Source organism: Allopusillimonas ginsengisoli (genome assembly GCF_004153455.1).
Lineage (GTDB): Bacteria > Pseudomonadota > Gammaproteobacteria > Burkholderiales > Burkholderiaceae_B > Allopusillimonas > Allopusillimonas ginsengisoli.
Genome location: NZ_SDQE01000004.1, coordinates 1 through 15,254, shown reverse-complemented (window position 1 = coordinate 15,254; position 15,254 = coordinate 1). Strand labels below are relative to the sequence as shown.

Annotated in this window: 16 protein-coding genes and 1 other RNA gene; 11 read left to right on the top strand and 6 right to left on the bottom strand. The window is 57.8% G+C overall.

Features of this window, described 5'->3' with window-relative positions:
- Positions 1–10 precede the first annotated feature (10 nt).
- From ERE07_RS10150 to ERE07_RS10140, 3 genes are read left to right on the top strand one after another with little or no spacing between them, the layout of a single operon-like run.
- Entirely contained in the window at positions 11–574 is a 564-nt protein-coding gene (locus ERE07_RS10150; RefSeq protein ID WP_130008715.1) for an RNA pyrophosphohydrolase, read from the top strand.
- Positions 555–1,232 (top strand): response regulator, encoded by a 678-nt coding sequence (locus tag ERE07_RS10145; protein WP_130008714.1) that lies wholly within the window; start codon positions 555–557, stop codon positions 1,230–1,232. Before ERE07_RS10150 ends, ERE07_RS10145 begins: the two co-directional genes overlap by 20 nt.
- Positions 1,233–1,280: 48 nt before the next feature.
- On the top strand, positions 1,281–2,774 hold the full coding sequence (locus tag ERE07_RS10140; RefSeq protein ID WP_130008713.1) for a sensor histidine kinase: 1,494 nt from the start codon (positions 1,281–1,283) through the stop codon (positions 2,772–2,774).
- Positions 2,775–2,901: 127 nt separating this feature from the next.
- On the opposite strand, the gene ERE07_RS10135 is transcribed toward ERE07_RS10140, so the two are convergent.
- The 3 genes from ERE07_RS10135 to ERE07_RS10125 form a co-directional block, all read right to left on the bottom strand.
- Complete coding sequence (locus ERE07_RS10135; RefSeq protein ID WP_130008712.1) at positions 2,902–3,804, bottom strand: NAD(P)-dependent oxidoreductase; 903 nt, start codon at positions 3,802–3,804, stop codon at positions 2,902–2,904.
- A gap of 239 nt (positions 3,805–4,043) precedes the next feature.
- Positions 4,044–5,549, bottom strand: a complete 1,506-nt coding sequence (locus tag ERE07_RS10130; RefSeq protein ID WP_130008711.1) for a tripartite tricarboxylate transporter permease — start codon at positions 5,547–5,549, stop codon at positions 4,044–4,046.
- Between the two features lie 13 nt (positions 5,550–5,562).
- Entirely contained in the window at positions 5,563–6,024 is a 462-nt protein-coding gene (locus ERE07_RS10125) for a tripartite tricarboxylate transporter TctB family protein (protein WP_130008710.1), read from the bottom strand.
- 326 nt (positions 6,025–6,350) lie between these two features.
- Between ERE07_RS10125 and ERE07_RS10120 the strand changes: the two genes are divergently transcribed.
- The 4 genes from ERE07_RS10120 to ERE07_RS10105 all read left to right on the top strand — a co-directional run bounded on the left by ERE07_RS10120 (position 6,351) and on the right by ERE07_RS10105 (position 8,140).
- Positions 6,351–6,755: a hypothetical protein gene (locus tag ERE07_RS10120; protein WP_130008709.1), complete on the top strand. Its 405-nt coding sequence runs from the start codon at positions 6,351–6,353 to the stop codon at positions 6,753–6,755.
- 4 nt (positions 6,756–6,759) lie between these two features.
- Positions 6,760–7,071 carry a cell division protein ZapA gene (locus ERE07_RS10115; RefSeq protein WP_130008708.1) on the top strand — a complete coding sequence of 104 codons (312 nt, stop codon included), beginning with the start codon at positions 6,760–6,762 and terminating at the stop codon, positions 7,069–7,071.
- Between the two features lie 74 nt (positions 7,072–7,145).
- Positions 7,146–7,329, top strand: a non-coding RNA gene (gene ssrS / locus ERE07_RS10110) — 6S RNA.
- Positions 7,330–7,378: 49 nt separating this feature from the next.
- Positions 7,379–8,140 (top strand): SIMPL domain-containing protein, encoded by a 762-nt coding sequence (locus tag ERE07_RS10105; protein ID WP_130008707.1) that lies wholly within the window; start codon positions 7,379–7,381, stop codon positions 8,138–8,140.
- Here ERE07_RS10105 and lgt read toward each other — a convergent pair.
- Positions 8,091–8,888, bottom strand: coding sequence for a prolipoprotein diacylglyceryl transferase (gene lgt, locus ERE07_RS10100; protein ID WP_130008706.1), 798 nt, complete (start codon positions 8,886–8,888; stop codon positions 8,091–8,093). The genes ERE07_RS10105 and lgt overlap by 50 nt on opposite strands.
- A 98-nt stretch (positions 8,889–8,986) precedes the next feature.
- Here lgt and ERE07_RS10095 point away from each other — a divergent pair, with 98 nt between their 5' ends.
- Entirely contained in the window at positions 8,987–9,352 is a 366-nt protein-coding gene (locus ERE07_RS10095; protein ID WP_425330970.1) for a c-type cytochrome, read from the top strand.
- Positions 9,342–9,896, top strand: coding sequence for a peptide-methionine (S)-S-oxide reductase MsrA (gene msrA / locus ERE07_RS10090; RefSeq protein ID WP_425330969.1), 555 nt, complete (start codon positions 9,342–9,344; stop codon positions 9,894–9,896). Before ERE07_RS10095 ends, msrA begins: the two co-directional genes overlap by 11 nt.
- A 5-nt stretch (positions 9,897–9,901) precedes the next feature.
- On the opposite strand, the gene ERE07_RS10085 is transcribed toward msrA, so the two are convergent.
- Complete coding sequence (locus ERE07_RS10085) at positions 9,902–10,819, bottom strand: nucleoside recognition domain-containing protein (RefSeq protein ID WP_245153612.1); 918 nt, start codon at positions 10,817–10,819, stop codon at positions 9,902–9,904.
- A gap of 164 nt (positions 10,820–10,983) precedes the next feature.
- The gene (gene hppD, locus ERE07_RS10080) at positions 10,984–12,096 is read right to left on the bottom strand and encodes a 4-hydroxyphenylpyruvate dioxygenase (protein ID WP_130008703.1); all 1,113 of its coding nucleotides are present in this window, start codon (positions 12,094–12,096) and stop codon (positions 10,984–10,986) included.
- Between the two features lie 228 nt (positions 12,097–12,324).
- Here hppD and ERE07_RS10075 point away from each other — a divergent pair, with 228 nt between their 5' ends.
- Both ERE07_RS10075 and ERE07_RS10070 read left to right on the top strand, forming a co-directional pair.
- Positions 12,325–12,801, top strand: coding sequence for an Lrp/AsnC family transcriptional regulator (locus ERE07_RS10075; RefSeq protein WP_130008702.1), 477 nt, complete (start codon positions 12,325–12,327; stop codon positions 12,799–12,801).
- A gap of 182 nt (positions 12,802–12,983) precedes the next feature.
- Positions 12,984–14,792, top strand: coding sequence for a GMC family oxidoreductase (locus tag ERE07_RS10070; RefSeq protein WP_130008894.1), 1,809 nt, complete (start codon positions 12,984–12,986; stop codon positions 14,790–14,792).
- Positions 14,793–15,254 lie beyond the last annotated feature (462 nt).

Below are 15,254 nucleotides of genomic sequence, written 5' to 3'. Positions count from 1 at the left end.
GAGGTGGCCCATGCTGGACCGAGAAGGCTACCGTCCTAATGTCGGCATTATCCTCGTAAATCAAAAGAACGAGGTATTCTGGGGTAAACGTATCCGTGAGCACGCTTGGCAATTCCCCCAAGGGGGCATCAAGTACGGGGAAAGTCCGGTACAGGCCATGTTCCGCGAGCTCCACGAAGAAGTCGGGCTGCTGCCAGAGCATGTTCGCATATTAGGCCGGACGCGTGATTGGCTGCGCTATAACGTACCGAATAATTTTATTCGGCGCGAATCGCGTGGCCACTATAAAGGACAGAAACAAATCTGGTTTCTGCTGCGGATGCTGGGTCGCGACTCCGACGTCAGCCTCAGGGCCAGCGACAGCCCCGAGTTCGATGCCTGGCGCTGGAGCCCCTACTGGGTGCCCTTGGATGTCGTGATCGAGTTCAAACGCGAAGTCTACACCCTCGCGCTGAACGAGCTGGCCAACATTCTGTTCAGGCGCGGTCACGAGTCCCGTTATCTGCGTCAGCGCGTGCAGCACCAGCGGGCGTTGTTAACTAACGGCAAGCCACATGCGCGTACTGCTGGTTGAAGACGAGCGGGATATGTCCGCCTGGCTTGAGCGCGCGCTTGCGCAAAGCGGCTTTCTGCCAGAGCCCGCGTTCGATGCGGCCACGGCGGAGCACATGCTGGCCGAAAACGCATACGACGCGGTCATCATGGATCTGCGGCTTCCGGACAAGCACGGGCTGGTGCTGTTGCGCGAAATGCGCAATCGCGGCGACGTCACGCCCGTCCTGATCCTGACGGCGCAAGGCGCGCTGCAGGATCGCGTGCGCGGGCTCAATCTGGGGGCGGACGACTTTCTCACCAAGCCCTTTGCCCTGGAGGAACTCGAAGCCCGGCTGACGGCGCTTGTCAGGCGCAGCCGCAGCCGCAAGACATTGCACATGCGTTGCGGTACGCTCGTCTACGACAGCGAAAGCCGCGCCTTTTCGCTTGATGGATCCTTGCTGCATCTGACGCCTCGGGAACAGGCAGCGCTTGCCGTGCTCATCACCCGTAGTGGTGCGCCTGTCGAGAAAAGCCAGCTCTACAGCCGCGTCTTCGATCACGACAGCGAGACCAGCCTGGATGCCATCGAGGTCGTATTGCATCGCCTGCGAAAAAAACTCACAGGCAGCGATGTGCGTATCGTGACTGTAAGAGGCTTGGGCTATATGCTGGAAGGTATCGATGGCTCATCGTGATCGCGCCATGATGCCTGTCGCATGCCTTTCCGTTCTGGCGACGCAGGCATGGTCCGCCTAACCCGCAAGCCGCGGGGCAGCATGCACTTCTGGCTGCTGGTATTGCTCATACCAGGCACCATCGCCTTGCTGTTGATCGACAGCTGGAACGACTACAAGGCCGTCAGTAAGGTTACGCAGCAGGTCTATGACAGCGCCTTGCTCGAGCCTGCCAAGGTGCTCGAGACCAGCGTCGAGTTCAATAGCGATGGCAGTCTGCGCATCGACCCGCCCTTTTATGCGCAGGTTATGCTGGAATCTCGGGCCGGCAATCGCAAGTATTTCCGTGTAGAGGAGATTGATCCGCCGTTGCTCAATCTTGCGGGTGTTGCAGGGCAGCAGATCAATGGGCGCACGATGATAGGCATGCGCGGGCTGCCGAGGCCGCCTGCATTGGCCGACAACGAAAGCATGCCGGTTTTTTACACGGCAATTTATCGTAACGACGAAGTTCGCATGGTTGCCTTGTGGCGAGACCTGTATTACGAAGGCTTGCACAAACAGGTGTTGATCATGGTCGGCGAGAGCGTCGACATGCGCCTGCGCACGCAACAGGACGCTTGGCGGCAAGGGCTGTTTCGGGATGGCCGCATGCTGATTCTGGCAGTGCTGCTGGTGTGGTTCAGCGTGGAGTGGGCGCTGCGGCCACTGGTTGAGCTGCGGCGGGAGATCAAGGCCCGCGATGTGGACGACCTGACGCCGCTTGATGTCGAGCAAGTGCCCCGGGAAATTGTTCCGCTGGTGCGAGCGGTCAATCACCACATCGAATTGTATCGGCAGGTGCTCGACAAGCAGGCGCAGTTCCTGGCCGATGCCTCCCACCAGTTGCGCACTCCCTTGGCCATCATGCGAACGCAAGCGCAATATGCCAAACGCGAGCCTGACATAGGACGCGTTCGCGAAAGCCTCGAGGCCATTATCCGCCAGCTGGGCCAGACCTCCCGCCTCACTGAGCAACTGCTGTCGCTCGCACACGCCAGCCGCAAAGATGTCACACCCCAGGCAAGGCTGGATCTCAACGTTCTGGCGCGCGAGGTAGTGTTGCAGTATCTCCCGCTGGCGCGCGAGCGGCGTCAGGATCTCGGGTGGATAGATTGCAGGGATAACGGCGGCGGTATTTCTTCTGGTGTATGGGTGCTGGCCAGCGACGCCGAAATTCACGAGGCAGTCGCCAATCTGGTGCACAACGCCATCAATCACGCAGGCGATGGCAGCACGATTACCGTCTCGTCCGGCCTTGAAGACGACTATGCCTGGATCAGCGTGTGCGACAACGGGGTGGGCCTGGACCCTTCATTCAGAGAAAGTGTGTTTGTACGCTTCGACCGCGGCGGTCCGGCGCGAAAAGGCGCGCGGGGCAGCGGTTCTGGACTGGGATTGGCCATTGCGCTGGCTTATGCCGAGCGCAACCGCGGTACCATCGTGCTGAGCGATGGGGATGCCTCGCCGGGGGGCGGGGTGGGCCTTTGCGCCATGCTGCGCTTGCCTCGCCACAAGACATAGCGGCGCGCCCTGTTTCCGCGTGCAGGGCTGTCGTGGAACGAGGCGGCAAGACGGCTTGCGGGTGGAACACGTTGTCGGTCAGTGGGCAGGGCAGGATCTGCCTGCCCCTTCCGAGCCCTGGATTCGCCTAGCGCAGCCGCTTGATGAGGCTGGACGTATCCCAGCGATTTCCTCCCATCTTCTGCACATCGGCGTAAAACTGGTCCACCAGCGCCGTTACGGGCACGCGCGCGCCATTACGGCGGGCTTCATCCATGACCAGCCCCAGATCCTTGCGCATCCAGTCCACCGCAAAACCAAAGTCAAATTTGTCTTCGACCATGGTACTGCCGCGATTTTCCATTTGCCAGCTTTGCGCCGCCCCTTTGCTGATCACCTGCAGCACCTGGTTCATATCCAGATCGGCAGCCTCACCAAAGGCGATCGCTTCGGACAGGCCCTGGACCAGGCCGGCGATGCAGATCTGGTTGACCATTTTGCAGAGCTGGCCGGCGCCCGGTCCGCCGAGCAAGGTTACTGCCTGGGCGAAGTTAAATGCCAGTGGACGAACAACATCAAAGTGCGCCTGCTCGCCACCACACATCACCGTAAGCTTGCCGTTTTCGGCACCCGCCTGGCCGCCGGACACCGGCGCATCGACAAAACCTATCTGGCGGCTGGCGGCCTCTTTGTGCAGCTCGCGCGCCACCTCGGCCGAAGCGGTCGTGTGGTCGACAAAGATCGCGCCGGCCTTCATGCCTGCCAGCGCCCCATCGTCACCCAGTACGACGCTGCGCAGGTCATCATCGTTGCCCACGCAGCAGAAAACCACGTCTGCATCCTTGGCTGCCTCGCGGGGCGTGCGGGCGGCGTCGCCGCCGAACTCTTTGGCCCAGGCCTGCGCCTTGGAGAACGTGCGGTTGTAGACGGTGACCTGATGGCCTGCTTTGGCCAGATGGCCGGCCATGGGGAATCCCATGACACCCATGCCGAGAAAGGCCGTGCGCTTTGAGGGTTGGGGTTCGTAATCTCTGGCATTGATGGAAGCCATAGTGTGTATCTCCATAGAAAACTGCAATGCGTAATCGTCTGCGACGCCTTATAGATTAACCGATGGCGTTTTGACGTGATGCCCAAACGTAAAGCTTCAGCACGTTGCCGCAAGGCGCCGAGGCAGTTTACTGTTGTGCTTGTAAAAAAAACCACCGCCTGAGCAGTGGTTTCCGGACGCGATCCAGCGGCGTACGACGCTGCGCCCGAGGCCCTGGCGGGCCACCGGGCGGTGTTGCTTCAGTCTTCCTCGACGAAAGCTTCTTCGCGTTTTTTCTTGACCGAGGGCAGCGCAACGAGCACCACCAGGATCAGCGCCATGACCAGCAGCGACAGCGAGAGCGGGCGCGTGACAAAGGTCGTGTAGTCGCCTCGTGCCAGCAGCAGGGCCCGGCGGAAGTTTTCTTCCATCATGGGGCCGAGCACCAGGCCGAGCAGCAGCGGGGCGCCTTCGCACTTGAGCTTTGCCCAGATGTAGCCGATCAGACCAAAAGCCGCCGTCATCCAGATATCGAACACGTTGTAGTTCAATGAATACACACCGATCGTGCAGAACACCAGAATGGCCGGGAACAGAATGCGATAAGGCACTTTAAGCAGCTTGACCCACAAGCCGACCAGCGGCAGGTTCAGAATCACCAGCATCAGGTTGCCGATCCACATCGAAACAATCAGACCCCAGAACAGATCAGGGTGACTGGTCATCACCTGGGGGCCAGGCTGAATATTGTGGATGGTCATCGCGCCGATCATCAGCGCTGTCACGGCGTTGCCGGGAATACCCAGTGTGAGCAGCGGGATAAAGGACGCCTGCGACCCTGCGTTGTTGGCGGATTCTGGGCCTGCCAGACCGGCGGGGTGCCCCTTGCCGAAACGCTCGGGGTTCTTGGAGACCTTTTTCTCAACGGTGTAGGAAGCAAACGACGACAGCACCGCACCGCCACCAGGAAGAATACCGAGCGCGCAGCCGATTGCTGTTCCACGAACAACGGCGGGCCATGCTTCTTTGAATTCCTGCTTGTTCGGATACAGCGTGCCAACCTTGCCGGTGATGTCCACGCGCTGGTCGCGCAATTCCAGATTGGCCATGATTTCGGCAAAGCCGAACACGCCCATCGCGACGACAGCGAAGTCGATACCGTCCTGCAATTCAGGGATGCCGAAGTCGTAGCGCGCAACGCCCGAGTTCACGTCGGTGCCCACCATACCCAGCAACAGACCCAGCAGAATCATGCAGATGGCCTTGGGCAACGAGCCAGAGGCCAGCACCACGGCCCCGATCAGGCCCAGCACCATCAGCGAGAAGTACTCGGCAGGGCCAAACTTGAAGGCAACCTCCGCCAGCGGTGGCGCGAAGCCTGCAATCACGACAGTGGCTACGCAGCCTGCAAAGAACGAACCCAGGGCAGCAATGGCCAGGGCAGCCCCGGCGCGCCCATTGCGCGCCATCTGGTGGCCATCCAGAACGGTCACCACTGCGGACGTCTCACCGGGCAAGGCAACAAGAATTGCCGTGGTGGATCCGCCATAGGCAGCGCCGTAATAAATACCTGCCAGCATGATCAGGCCGGCCACGGGCGGCAACACATAGGTAATAGGCAGCAGCATGGCGATAGTGGGAACCGGGCCGATGCCAGGTAGCACACCAATCAGCGTGCCAAGCAAACAGCCCAGCAAGCAATACGCGAGATTTTCGATCGTTAGCGCAACCGAAAAGCCGAGGGCCAAATGTTCAAAAATTTCCATTTCTTATATTCCCTCAGTTTCCGATAAAGCTGGGCCACAGCGGAAAAATCAGACCAAGCCCCTTGATAAAGGCCAGCCAGACAAATGCGACAAGACCGACGGCGGTAATGATCGCGATTTTCCAGCTGAATTCGTGACTGGCAAAACTGCTCATGACGACCAGCAGGAAGACAGTGACATATACGCCCAGGTAATCAAGCAGGCTGCCTGACAGCGCGACTGAACCAATCACGATGATTGCTATTTTGTAGTCAAATTTTTCCAGTTTGGCTTCGGTCGCTTTGCTGGATATTCCGCCCAGCGCCACCACTACGCCAAGCACGGCCAGACAGATGCCGAGCCAGAAAGGAAAGTAACCCGGTCCCATGCGCGCTGCGGTGCCCATCGAATAATTTGTTGCACCCAACGCGAATCCGGCACCCAAGGCAATGAACATCACCCCCGACCAGAAGTCCTGTTGATTTTTGAGCTGCATGTTGGCGAATTCTCCCTTATGGCTTTTTCGATTGAATTTTTCAGGCTCTCTTGGTCACCGCCTGCGGAACATGCGTGGCAATGGTGAGGGCTTAAAAGGTGAGAAATGGTAATGGACACATGGGGGGCTGAAAACCCCGATTTCCCCGCAGTCGTTCAGGGTTTACCCCCGAAGCGGGTGTTTTTTTGATAACGAGGTCGATAAAAATAGCTGGAGGTATGGAAAATGAAAGAATAATGAAAGGTACTGGAAAGAGCCATGAAAGGTTATGATAGCTTTTCATTTTTACACCCCATGCTCAGTCTGGATGGTTTACGATAACGCCCATGTTGCAAGATCTTGACTCCCTCGCAGCCCGCATCGGGCAATTAGTGCAGTTCACTCAGCAATTGCAGGGCGAACGCGCTGCCATGCAGGCGCGCCTCAAAAGCCTTGAGCAAGAGCGCGACGTCTTGCGCGATCAATTACAGCTTCGCGAAGCCGAAATCGCTTCTGTCGCAGAAGTCAGCGCCGACCACGAAACGCAGCTCGAAGCGCTGCGTGCCGAGGCCTTGGCCGCCCAGTCTCAGCTGCAGCAGGATGTCGTCCGCTACAAGGCCGACTACGAAACCATCAGGCAGCAGCTGCAGGCCAGTCAAAATGATTCGTCTCGCCTTCGCGGTGCGGCAGACAAGGCGCGCACACAAATCGACTCAATCTTGATGCGCCTGCCCGGCGCAGCGCAGGAGTAAAGCCATGGAACGCATCGATGTCTCCATTTTGGGCCGTGACTACTCCCTGGCATGCCCTCCGTCGGAAAAAGACGCTCTGCTGGCTGCGGTACGTCATGTCGACCAGCGCATGCTGGGCGTCAAGGGTTCCGGCAAAGTAACCAGCAATGAGCGTATAGCAGTTATGGCCGCTATACAGATCGCTAACGAGCTTTTATCCATGCGCGCACCCGATGGTCCGCTCGGTGGAGTTGCACTTGGCGATTTCAAGCGTAAAATTGATGCCATGAACGACATGCTTGACCAAGTCCAGCCGGTTGTTCAACAATCTCGCTGATTTAACTCGGCGCCATTCAATAAGCAGCTTGCTGCATCGTTTTGGGGTGTTTGCTTTTGTGGGCGCCCAACCGTTTGTCCCTGCCGTGTTCGTGACCTGGCCATACATTCCTTGAACCAATGCTATTGGCATAAGGTTGCTGGATTGACAAGTAGGAGAGATCTCCACCTCGGTGGAGAACCCGAAGCTTGACTGAAGGCGACCACCTTGAACCTCAGGTTCCAGGATGCCGGCCTAGACGGCACATGCGGGGCATTTCCAAAAAAGCTCGTCTTCGGACGAGCTTTTTCCTTTACGAGGGATGAATATGTATCTTTCCAGGCAGAAAAGTAATTGGGTGTTAGCCGTGGCCCTGGCCGCCTGCTCTGCGGCACTTGCGCTGCCCGCATATGCTCACGAGGGCGGGTCTGGTCAACAGCGCGTGGAGCGCCATCAGAAATGGCCGCAGGCGTCGCTGCAGGCCGAAGCTGTCGCGGAAATATCGCAGGATACGGTGCGCATCACCCTGGCGACTGAGGTCAGCGACGCGACACAGTCCGCGGTTGCGCAGGCATTGAGCAAAACACTGGAAGAGGTCATGCAGCAAGCCAAGGACAAGGTCGGCGCCAACGACAAGATCAAAATCAGCTCAGGCAATTATCATGTCTGGCCAATGAATGATCGGGATGGCCAGATCACCAACTGGCGTGGCCGCGGCGAAATCATTCTGGAGTCCACCGATTTTGCTGCTGCCTCCGATATTGCGTCGTCATTGAGCGATCGCATGCCGATTGCCAATCTCGTATTCTCGGTGTCGCCCAAGGTACGTGCGCAGAAAGAAGCAGCGCTGCTGGAGCAGGCTGCGCAGGCTTTTCGTGATCGTGCGCAAGCGCTGACCGACGCCTTCGGTTACGCCGGCTACGATATCAAGGAAATCGATCTGGGCGGCGCGGGGGCGCGATACGAATCGGCAGCCCCGCGCGCCATGGCCATGGCAGGCAGCCAGGCCAAGGTGCCACTGGAATCCGGCACCGAAATGGTTACGGTGTCGGTACGTGGTTCGATTTTTTTGCGCTCAGATAAAAAATAACGGCACCGACAACAATCATCGGTAACGACAGCAGTTGCCCCATGGTGAGGCCGCCCGCGAGCAGGCCGAGAAAATAATCCGGCTCGCGGGTGAACTCGACCAGAAATCTGAAGAGGCCATATCCCATCAGAAACACGGCACTCACCTGCCCGACTGGCCTGGGTTTGCGGGCGAACCACCACACCAGCGCAAACAACGCAAAACCTTCCAGGCCCATTTCGTACAATTGCGAGGGATGGCGCGCAATGCTGTCATTGGTTTGAGGGAACACCATTCCCCAAGGCAAAGACGTGGGGCGGCCCCATAGTTCTCCGTTGATGAAGTTGCCCAGCCTGCCCGCGGCCAGGCCAAGCGGAATCAGTGGAGCAACGAAGTCGCCGATCTCGAGCAGCTTTCTGCCCCGGTTGCGGGCGAAGATCAGCAGCACGATGATCACGCCGATCAGGCCGCCATGGAATGACATACCCCCTTGCCATACGTAGAAGATTTCGATCGGATTGGCGAGATAATCCCCTGGCTTGTAAAACAGCACGTAGCCGAGCCTGCCGCCAATCACCACGCCCAGCACGCAATAAAAAATGATGTCTTCGAGGTCCCTCAGCGTGAGCGTGGTCTTGCCGTTGCGGATCCGCCAGCGGCCCAGCACCCACACCAGCGCAAAGCCGATCAGGTACATGAGCCCGTACCAATGCACGGCGATAGGGCCTATCTGTAACGCAATAGGATCAAATTGGGGATACTGAAGCATGGTGGGTTGTCGTCCTGTTGACCGAATATCGTCGATAATACCTGATGCGCATGTATGCAAGTATCGAGGTCTAGTTCATGTTTTTGAGGTTTTCAGTAATGTTTCTTGGCCTGGCGGCCTTGGCGGGTCAAGGGTCAGCGATCGCCCTTGCCGCCCAAACCACCGGTCTTGAACTGGCAAGGGCAAACAATTGTCTGGGCTGTCATCAGGTTGACAAAAAACGCGTAGGCCCGCCGTTCGCGGCCATTGCCGAGCGCTTCGCGCCCATCGCCGGCGCGCAGGAACATCTGGCCACCGTTATACGCAGCGGCAGCCGTGGCAGTTGGGGAGCGGTGCCCATGCCAGCCCAAACGCAGGTAAACCAATCAGATGCCCAATTTCTGGCAGACTGGATACTGTCGCTTTCCAGGCCTGAAACACAGGCGCAGGCCATTGCGGAACCTGCACCCAGGAATGAGCGCTAACTATAAAGGAATGATCATGTCTGAAACTGTGATGCTCGGTGGCGGCTGTTTCTGGTGCACCGAGTCTGTTTTCCTGCCGCTGCGTGGCGTGCTCCAGGTTACCCCCGGCTATGCCGGCGGCCATGTCGACAACCCCAGTTACGAACAGGTATGTGGCAAGCAGACGGGGCACATCGAAGTCGTGCGCGTGGAATTCGACCCGAACATCATCGACCTCGAAACCCTGTTGCAGGTATTTTTTGCAACGCATGATCCCACCACCGTCGACAGGCAGGGTGCAGACGTTGGCCCGCAGTACGCATCCGCCATTTTTTGCCAGAATGCAGCTCAGAAAGAAACCGCGCAAAAGGTGATCGACGCGGTTGCGCAACAATTGGAAGAGCCCGTTGCGACACGCCTGCTGGACGCTGCGCTGTTCTGGCCGGCCGAGCAATACCATCACAACTTCTATGCGCGCAATCCTACGCAAGGTTATTGCCAGGCGGTCATTTCACCCAAGCTGGCCAAGTTTCGCAAGCGCTACGCCAGCCTGCTCGCCGCCTGAAGCGTTCAGGATTGGCGTGCTGCCGAGCCGGCGACACGCCAGTCTCCACTGTTCGTAAGATTGGCCAGGGCTGCCACAATCAACAACGTCAGGATCACTCTGCCGACCAGTACCACCCAGATATTGGCCCCCAGCGCCAGAACGAGCAGCGTGTCCTCGATCAGAGAGTGTGACAACGACAGCCAGGACAAGGCCAGAAACCGCGTGCGCGCGGAAAAATTCTGTTTCTTGGCTTCTTCAATGATGAGCGCGCCGCCATAGGTCAGGCCCAGCAATACTCCCACAGTTGTTACCGGGGCGACCTGCGCATTCAGCCCCGAGAACTTGAGCAGCGGCATCATGGCTGCCGTGATGCGGCGCGTCACGCCCAACCGTTCCAGGGCATCCAGGGCGGCCGCCAAAATCGTGATGATCACGAACACCAGGAACATCGAGTAGGCGGTGGACGCCATCCACGCCACGATGCCGCTGGGCGCTGCGCCCGCGGCGAACGCTGACGTGGTCATCCATTCAAAAGAAATGCGTGAGTCCAGCACGCCAGTCCATTGGCTTGCCCACGACACCATTCCGCCATAGAAAACGGCCGTTCCCAGCCTCAAGGCGGCGGTGGCCCAGAAACTGGCGCCCGCCTTCCGCACAATGGCCTGTTCTACCGGGATGGCATGTGAAAACAGCATCATTGCGCAGAGCGCGCTGAGCTGCGCGGAGGTCATGTCCAGAGAGGGCGCCAGGGTGGCAAGGGTGGCGATTCCCCCAAAGATGCCGGTGAACACCGTGGTAGCCCAGATAATACCTGCCTCGGGTGGTAGGTTCAGCAAAGACATCGCCGGCGCGATCCATTGGCCGGCAAGGGCGACCAGGCCAAACTGATCCGCCAGATGAACCACCAGCATGACCGGCACCATGAGTTTGGCGACGGTCATGAACATGCGCCAGCAGCGCTGCAACAAAATCACAGGATAACTGCCTCGCATAGTCCCTCTCTTGGCAAGCATGTTGCGCTTGAATGAAGCGCCTGTTGTCCATATTGGTTATTTGGATGAACGAGGGATTATAGGCCCCGGTGCGGCCGGGGCCGAAAAAGACGTCAGTCGACCGATTTCACGACACCACGCCGCATTTGGTCCAGCTCAATGGATTCGAACAGTGCTTTGAAATTACCCTCGCCAAATCCATCATTGCCTTTACGCTGGATGATCTCGAAGAATATCGGCCCGATCTGATTCTCGGTAAAGATCTGCAGCAGCAATCCACCGTCGGGCGCGCCGTCCAGCAAAATGCGATTCTTCTGCAGGCGCGCAACATCCTCGCCGTGATTGGGCAAGCGCCGGTCGAGCAGCTCGTAATAGGTTTCCGGCGTATCCAGAAAAGTCAGACCGCCGGCCTTCAACTGTTCCACGGTTTCGTAGATATTGTCCGTTGCCAGCGCAATATGCTGAATGCCTTCTCCACGGTACAGATCCAGATATTCCTGTATTTGGCCTTTTTCTTCAGTGCCTTCTTCGTTGATGGGGATGCGTATATTGCCGCAAGGCGATGTCATGGCCTTGGACTTCACCCCTGTTACCTTGCCCTCGATGTCGAAATAACGCGCTTCGCGGAAATTGAAGAGGCGTTCGTAGAACTCGGCCCATTCAGCCATGCGACCTTTGTGCACGTTATGTGTCAGGTGATCCACCAGTGAAAGTCCCGCGCCCTTATAGCCCAGATCAGCCTCGGCGGATGTCTTGTCTATGGGTTCGAAGTCTACGTCGTAGATGCTGATATTACCGATGCCGCCATGACCATTCTTGCCGCGCCAGCGATCCACCAGATAAATGAGCGAGTCGCCAATGCCTTTGATGGCCGGAATATTCAGTTCCATGGGGCCGCTGCCCGAGTCAAAACCCCACGCGCCCAGTTCCAATGCGCGTTTGTAGGCTTGAGCCGCATCTTCGACGCGAAAAGCGATGGCACAGATAGAAGGGCCGTGCAGGCGGGCAAAGCGCTGTGCAAAGGAATCCGGTTCGGCGTTGATAAGAAAATTGATGCCGCCTTGACGGTAGAGCGTCACATCCTTGTTGCGATGGCGGGCAATCGCCTTGAAGCCCAGCGTTTCGAAAACTTTGCCCAACGCAACGGGATCTGGCGCCGTGTACTCGATGAATTCAAAACCTGCTGTGCCCATGGGATTATCCCAGGGAGTGAAAGAAGTGTTCATAGCTCGCTCCAGTAACAAGTACTGCGTCAGTGTGCTTGACGTCAATATCGATAGACAGATGCGCCCTGGATTACTCAGGGCGTTGTGCGGCGCATGGATATTTTCTTGCATCCCGGCCTTGAACAGTAAATTTTAAGAAAAATCAGGGGGCAAGAGATTGCAAAAATGGCGCTAGAAAGGCATATTCGAGCTATTAAATAGCTATATATAAACAAATCAGGGTGGAATATGTCTCAAAATGAACTTGACCGGACAGATAGGCGCATTCTTGCCGAATTGCAGCGCAACGGCAGGCTCAGCAATCAAGATCTCGCAGAAAAGGTGTCGCTGTCTCCCAGCCCTTGTCTGCGCCGGGTGCGCAGGCTGGAAGAAGCGGGCTATATCAGGAATTACGTTGCGCTGGTCGATCCTGAGAAAGTAGGGCTCAAGTTGATGGCCTATGTGTCGATACGCCTGAACAAGGTTTTGAGATCCAGTCATGCTTCCATGTCCGATTTCGCCCGGGATGTGCAGCATTGGCCCGAGGTTGTCGAGTGCTATGCCATGTCTGGCGACATGGATTATCTGTTGCGAGTGCAGGTGGAAGACCTCGCCAGATTCTCCAGCTTCGCCATGGACAAGCTCATGCAGCATCCCGCCGTGGTGGATATGCGCTCAAGCTTTACCTTGCAGCGGATCAAGGAAATTACCGAGATACCGGTGTAGGCCACGGGGTTGGCGTCGGGCGTGCATGCGTCCAGGCCTATGGTGGCATTCGCCCCGGCGCTTGTGATTGCCGCGTGCGCACGCTAAACGCGATAAGGGCTGGGTATGCGCCTCACATGGATTTTTGATGATGCACCTGATAATCTAGGTTGCTGGAGAAAATCATGAAGACGAGCACAACAATGTCGGATCTGGAGTTTGACTACATCATTGTCGGCGCCGGCACGGCCGGCTGCCTGTTGGCCAATCGCCTCAGCGCAAGGTCCGCTTATCGTGTGCTGCTCATCGAGGCCGGCGGCAACGACAGCTATCACTGGATACACATCCCGGTCGGCTATCTTTATTGCATCGGCAATCCGCGCACAGACTGGCTCTACAGCACCATGCCCGAGCCTGGGCTGAACGGCCGCTCCTTGCGCTATCCGCGTGGCAAAACGCTGGGCGGGTGTTCCAGCATCAACGGCATGATCTATATGCGGGGCCAGGCCCGCGACTACGACGGCTGGGCCAAAGAAACGGGCGAGCCTGCCTGGTCCTGGGAGAGCAGCCTGGCCGACTTCAAGAAGCACGAAAGTCATTACCGCATGGATAATATGTCGTCCACCTCGGCCGCAGAGAAGGCGAGGTCAGCGCGGGCGTCGTCGGCGGTGGGCGCGTCAACAGAGATCGCTGCGCCGGCAGGCACCTCGAGGGCGGACCACCTCCTGGATCCCTCAGGCCCGGATGCGGCCGGGTTGGGCTCAGGGGGTGACAGCACGTTTTCGCGCTTTCACGGCGGTGGGGGCGAATGGCGCATCGAAAAGCAGCGTTTGCATTGGGACATTCTCGATGCCTTCGCCCAGGCAGCCGAACAGGCCGGCATCCCGCCGACCGACGACTTCAATACCGGCATGAATGAAGGGGTGGGCTATTTTGAGGTCAATCAGAAGAACGGTTGGCGCTGGAATGCCGCCAAGGCATTTCTGCGGCCCATTTGCATGGGAAGATCCAATTTTTCGCTTTGGTCAGACAGCCACGTTACAAAGCTTGATCTCGTTCGCCGCCCGGACGGCGAGCTGGCCTGCAAAGGCGTCGATGTTGTTCGCAATGGCCGCAAGCAGCATGTGCGCGTGCGCCGAGAGGTGATTCTCGCTGCGGGCAGTATTGGTACGCCCCAGTTGCTGCAGTGCTCGGGTATCGGACCCGCTCCCCTGCTGCAAAAGCACGGCATTGACGTTGTGCTGGATAAACCCGGCGTGGGCGCCAACTTGCAGGACCATCTGCAAATACGCACGGTCTACAAAGTGGAGGGTGTCAAGACGCTGAATATGCTGGCGGCCAGCCTGTGGGGCAAGGCCATGATCGGCCTGGAGTATGCGTTCAAGCGCAGCGGCCCCATGAGCATGGCGCCCTCCCAGTTGGGGGCGTTCACGCGCAGCGACCCCTCTCGCCCTTACCCCAATCTCCAGTACCACGTACAGCCACTCAGTCTGGAGGCGTTCGGCGACCCATTGCATCATTTCAATGCCTTCACGGCCAGTGTCTGCAATCTCAACCCCACCAGCCGCGGCACGGTTCATATCCAGAGTCCTCGACACGAAGATGCGCCCGCCATTCGGCCCAATTATTTAAGTACAGAGGAAGATCGCAAGGTGGCGGCCGACTCCCTGCGGGTGACACGCAATATTGTTTCCCAGCCCGCCTTGGCTTCGTACAAGCCATTCGAACACAAGCCGGGAACCCAGTTCCAGACGGACGAAGAGCTCGCCCGGCTGGCTGGCGACATCGCAAGCACGATTTTTCACCCGGTTGGAACGGCGAAAATGGGCCGTCCCGATGATGCCATGGCCGTCGTGGATCCGCATTTGCGTGTTTATGGGGTGCAAGGGCTTAGGGTTGTAGACGCGAGCATCATGCCTACGATAACAAGCGGCAATACCAATAGTCCGACGCTGATGATCGCAGAAAAGGCTGCCGGATGGATACTGGAAGAAAGCCGGCTGAATAACTGACTACTGAAGAGATGGGCGAACATTCGCCTGAAGAATCGCTGTCGGGCAAGCATTGCACGAGCGCCGCCAAAACAGCGGGCGAGACAGCATGGCGAGATGGGGCGTCCCTATATGCGGGAGAGGGGCGGCGCATGTCTTATGTCTATATAGAGGGACAAGTCGCATAGCTATATACCTATATGGCGGGATTACTATATGGCTATATGCGAGATCAGTCGCATATCTACACCGCGATCTGCCTCGTTAACTCACCGCGATTTGCCGCGGTAATTCATTTTCATGGGGCGGTTTAAGGGTAAAAAACCTTAAAACCTCCCTGTGGCGCGCCGATTATCAAGGGCGGCCAAAATATTTTTTCTCTCGCTCAAAAAAACATTTCAATTATGTTTCAAAGGCTTGCTGCAAAGACAGGGTATTTTTGGGTGCGGCCGGCGTATTTGGCGGGGTAAATCGACTTGCGCG

What these genes read in the sequence shown, in the direction of transcription:
- msrA (WP_425330969.1), top strand. Translation starts at nt 9,342, where the DNA reads ATGAGCGCTAACTATAAAGGAATGATCATGTCTGAAACTGTGATGCTC.
- ERE07_RS10145 (WP_130008714.1), top strand. Translation starts at nt 555, where the DNA reads ATGCGCGTACTGCTGGTTGAAGACGAGCGGGATATGTCCGCCTGGCTT.
- ERE07_RS10150 (WP_130008715.1), top strand. Translation starts at nt 11, where the DNA reads ATGCTGGACCGAGAAGGCTACCGTCCTAATGTCGGCATTATCCTCGTA.
- ERE07_RS10125 (WP_130008710.1), bottom strand. Translation starts at nt 6,024, where the DNA reads ATGCAGCTCAAAAATCAACAGGACTTCTGGTCGGGGGTGATGTTCATT.
- ERE07_RS10095 (WP_425330970.1), top strand. Translation starts at nt 8,987, where the DNA reads ATGTTTCTTGGCCTGGCGGCCTTGGCGGGTCAAGGGTCAGCGATCGCC.
- ERE07_RS10120 (WP_130008709.1), top strand. Translation starts at nt 6,351, where the DNA reads ATGTTGCAAGATCTTGACTCCCTCGCAGCCCGCATCGGGCAATTAGTG.
- ERE07_RS10140 (WP_130008713.1), top strand. Translation starts at nt 1,281, where the DNA reads ATGGTCCGCCTAACCCGCAAGCCGCGGGGCAGCATGCACTTCTGGCTG.
- ERE07_RS10130 (WP_130008711.1), bottom strand. Translation starts at nt 5,549, where the DNA reads ATGGAAATTTTTGAACATTTGGCCCTCGGCTTTTCGGTTGCGCTAACG.
- ERE07_RS10135 (WP_130008712.1), bottom strand. Translation starts at nt 3,804, where the DNA reads ATGGCTTCCATCAATGCCAGAGATTACGAACCCCAACCCTCAAAGCGC.
- ERE07_RS10075 (WP_130008702.1), top strand. Translation starts at nt 12,325, where the DNA reads ATGTCTCAAAATGAACTTGACCGGACAGATAGGCGCATTCTTGCCGAA.
- lgt (WP_130008706.1), bottom strand. Translation starts at nt 8,888, where the DNA reads ATGCTTCAGTATCCCCAATTTGATCCTATTGCGTTACAGATAGGCCCT.
- ERE07_RS10085 (WP_245153612.1), bottom strand. Translation starts at nt 10,819, where the DNA reads ATGACCGTCGCCAAACTCATGGTGCCGGTCATGCTGGTGGTTCATCTG.
- hppD (WP_130008703.1), bottom strand. Translation starts at nt 12,096, where the DNA reads ATGAACACTTCTTTCACTCCCTGGGATAATCCCATGGGCACAGCAGGT.
- ERE07_RS10070 (WP_130008894.1), top strand. Translation starts at nt 12,984, where the DNA reads ATGTCGGATCTGGAGTTTGACTACATCATTGTCGGCGCCGGCACGGCC.
- ERE07_RS10115 (WP_130008708.1), top strand. Translation starts at nt 6,760, where the DNA reads ATGGAACGCATCGATGTCTCCATTTTGGGCCGTGACTACTCCCTGGCA.
- ERE07_RS10105 (WP_130008707.1), top strand. Translation starts at nt 7,379, where the DNA reads ATGTATCTTTCCAGGCAGAAAAGTAATTGGGTGTTAGCCGTGGCCCTG.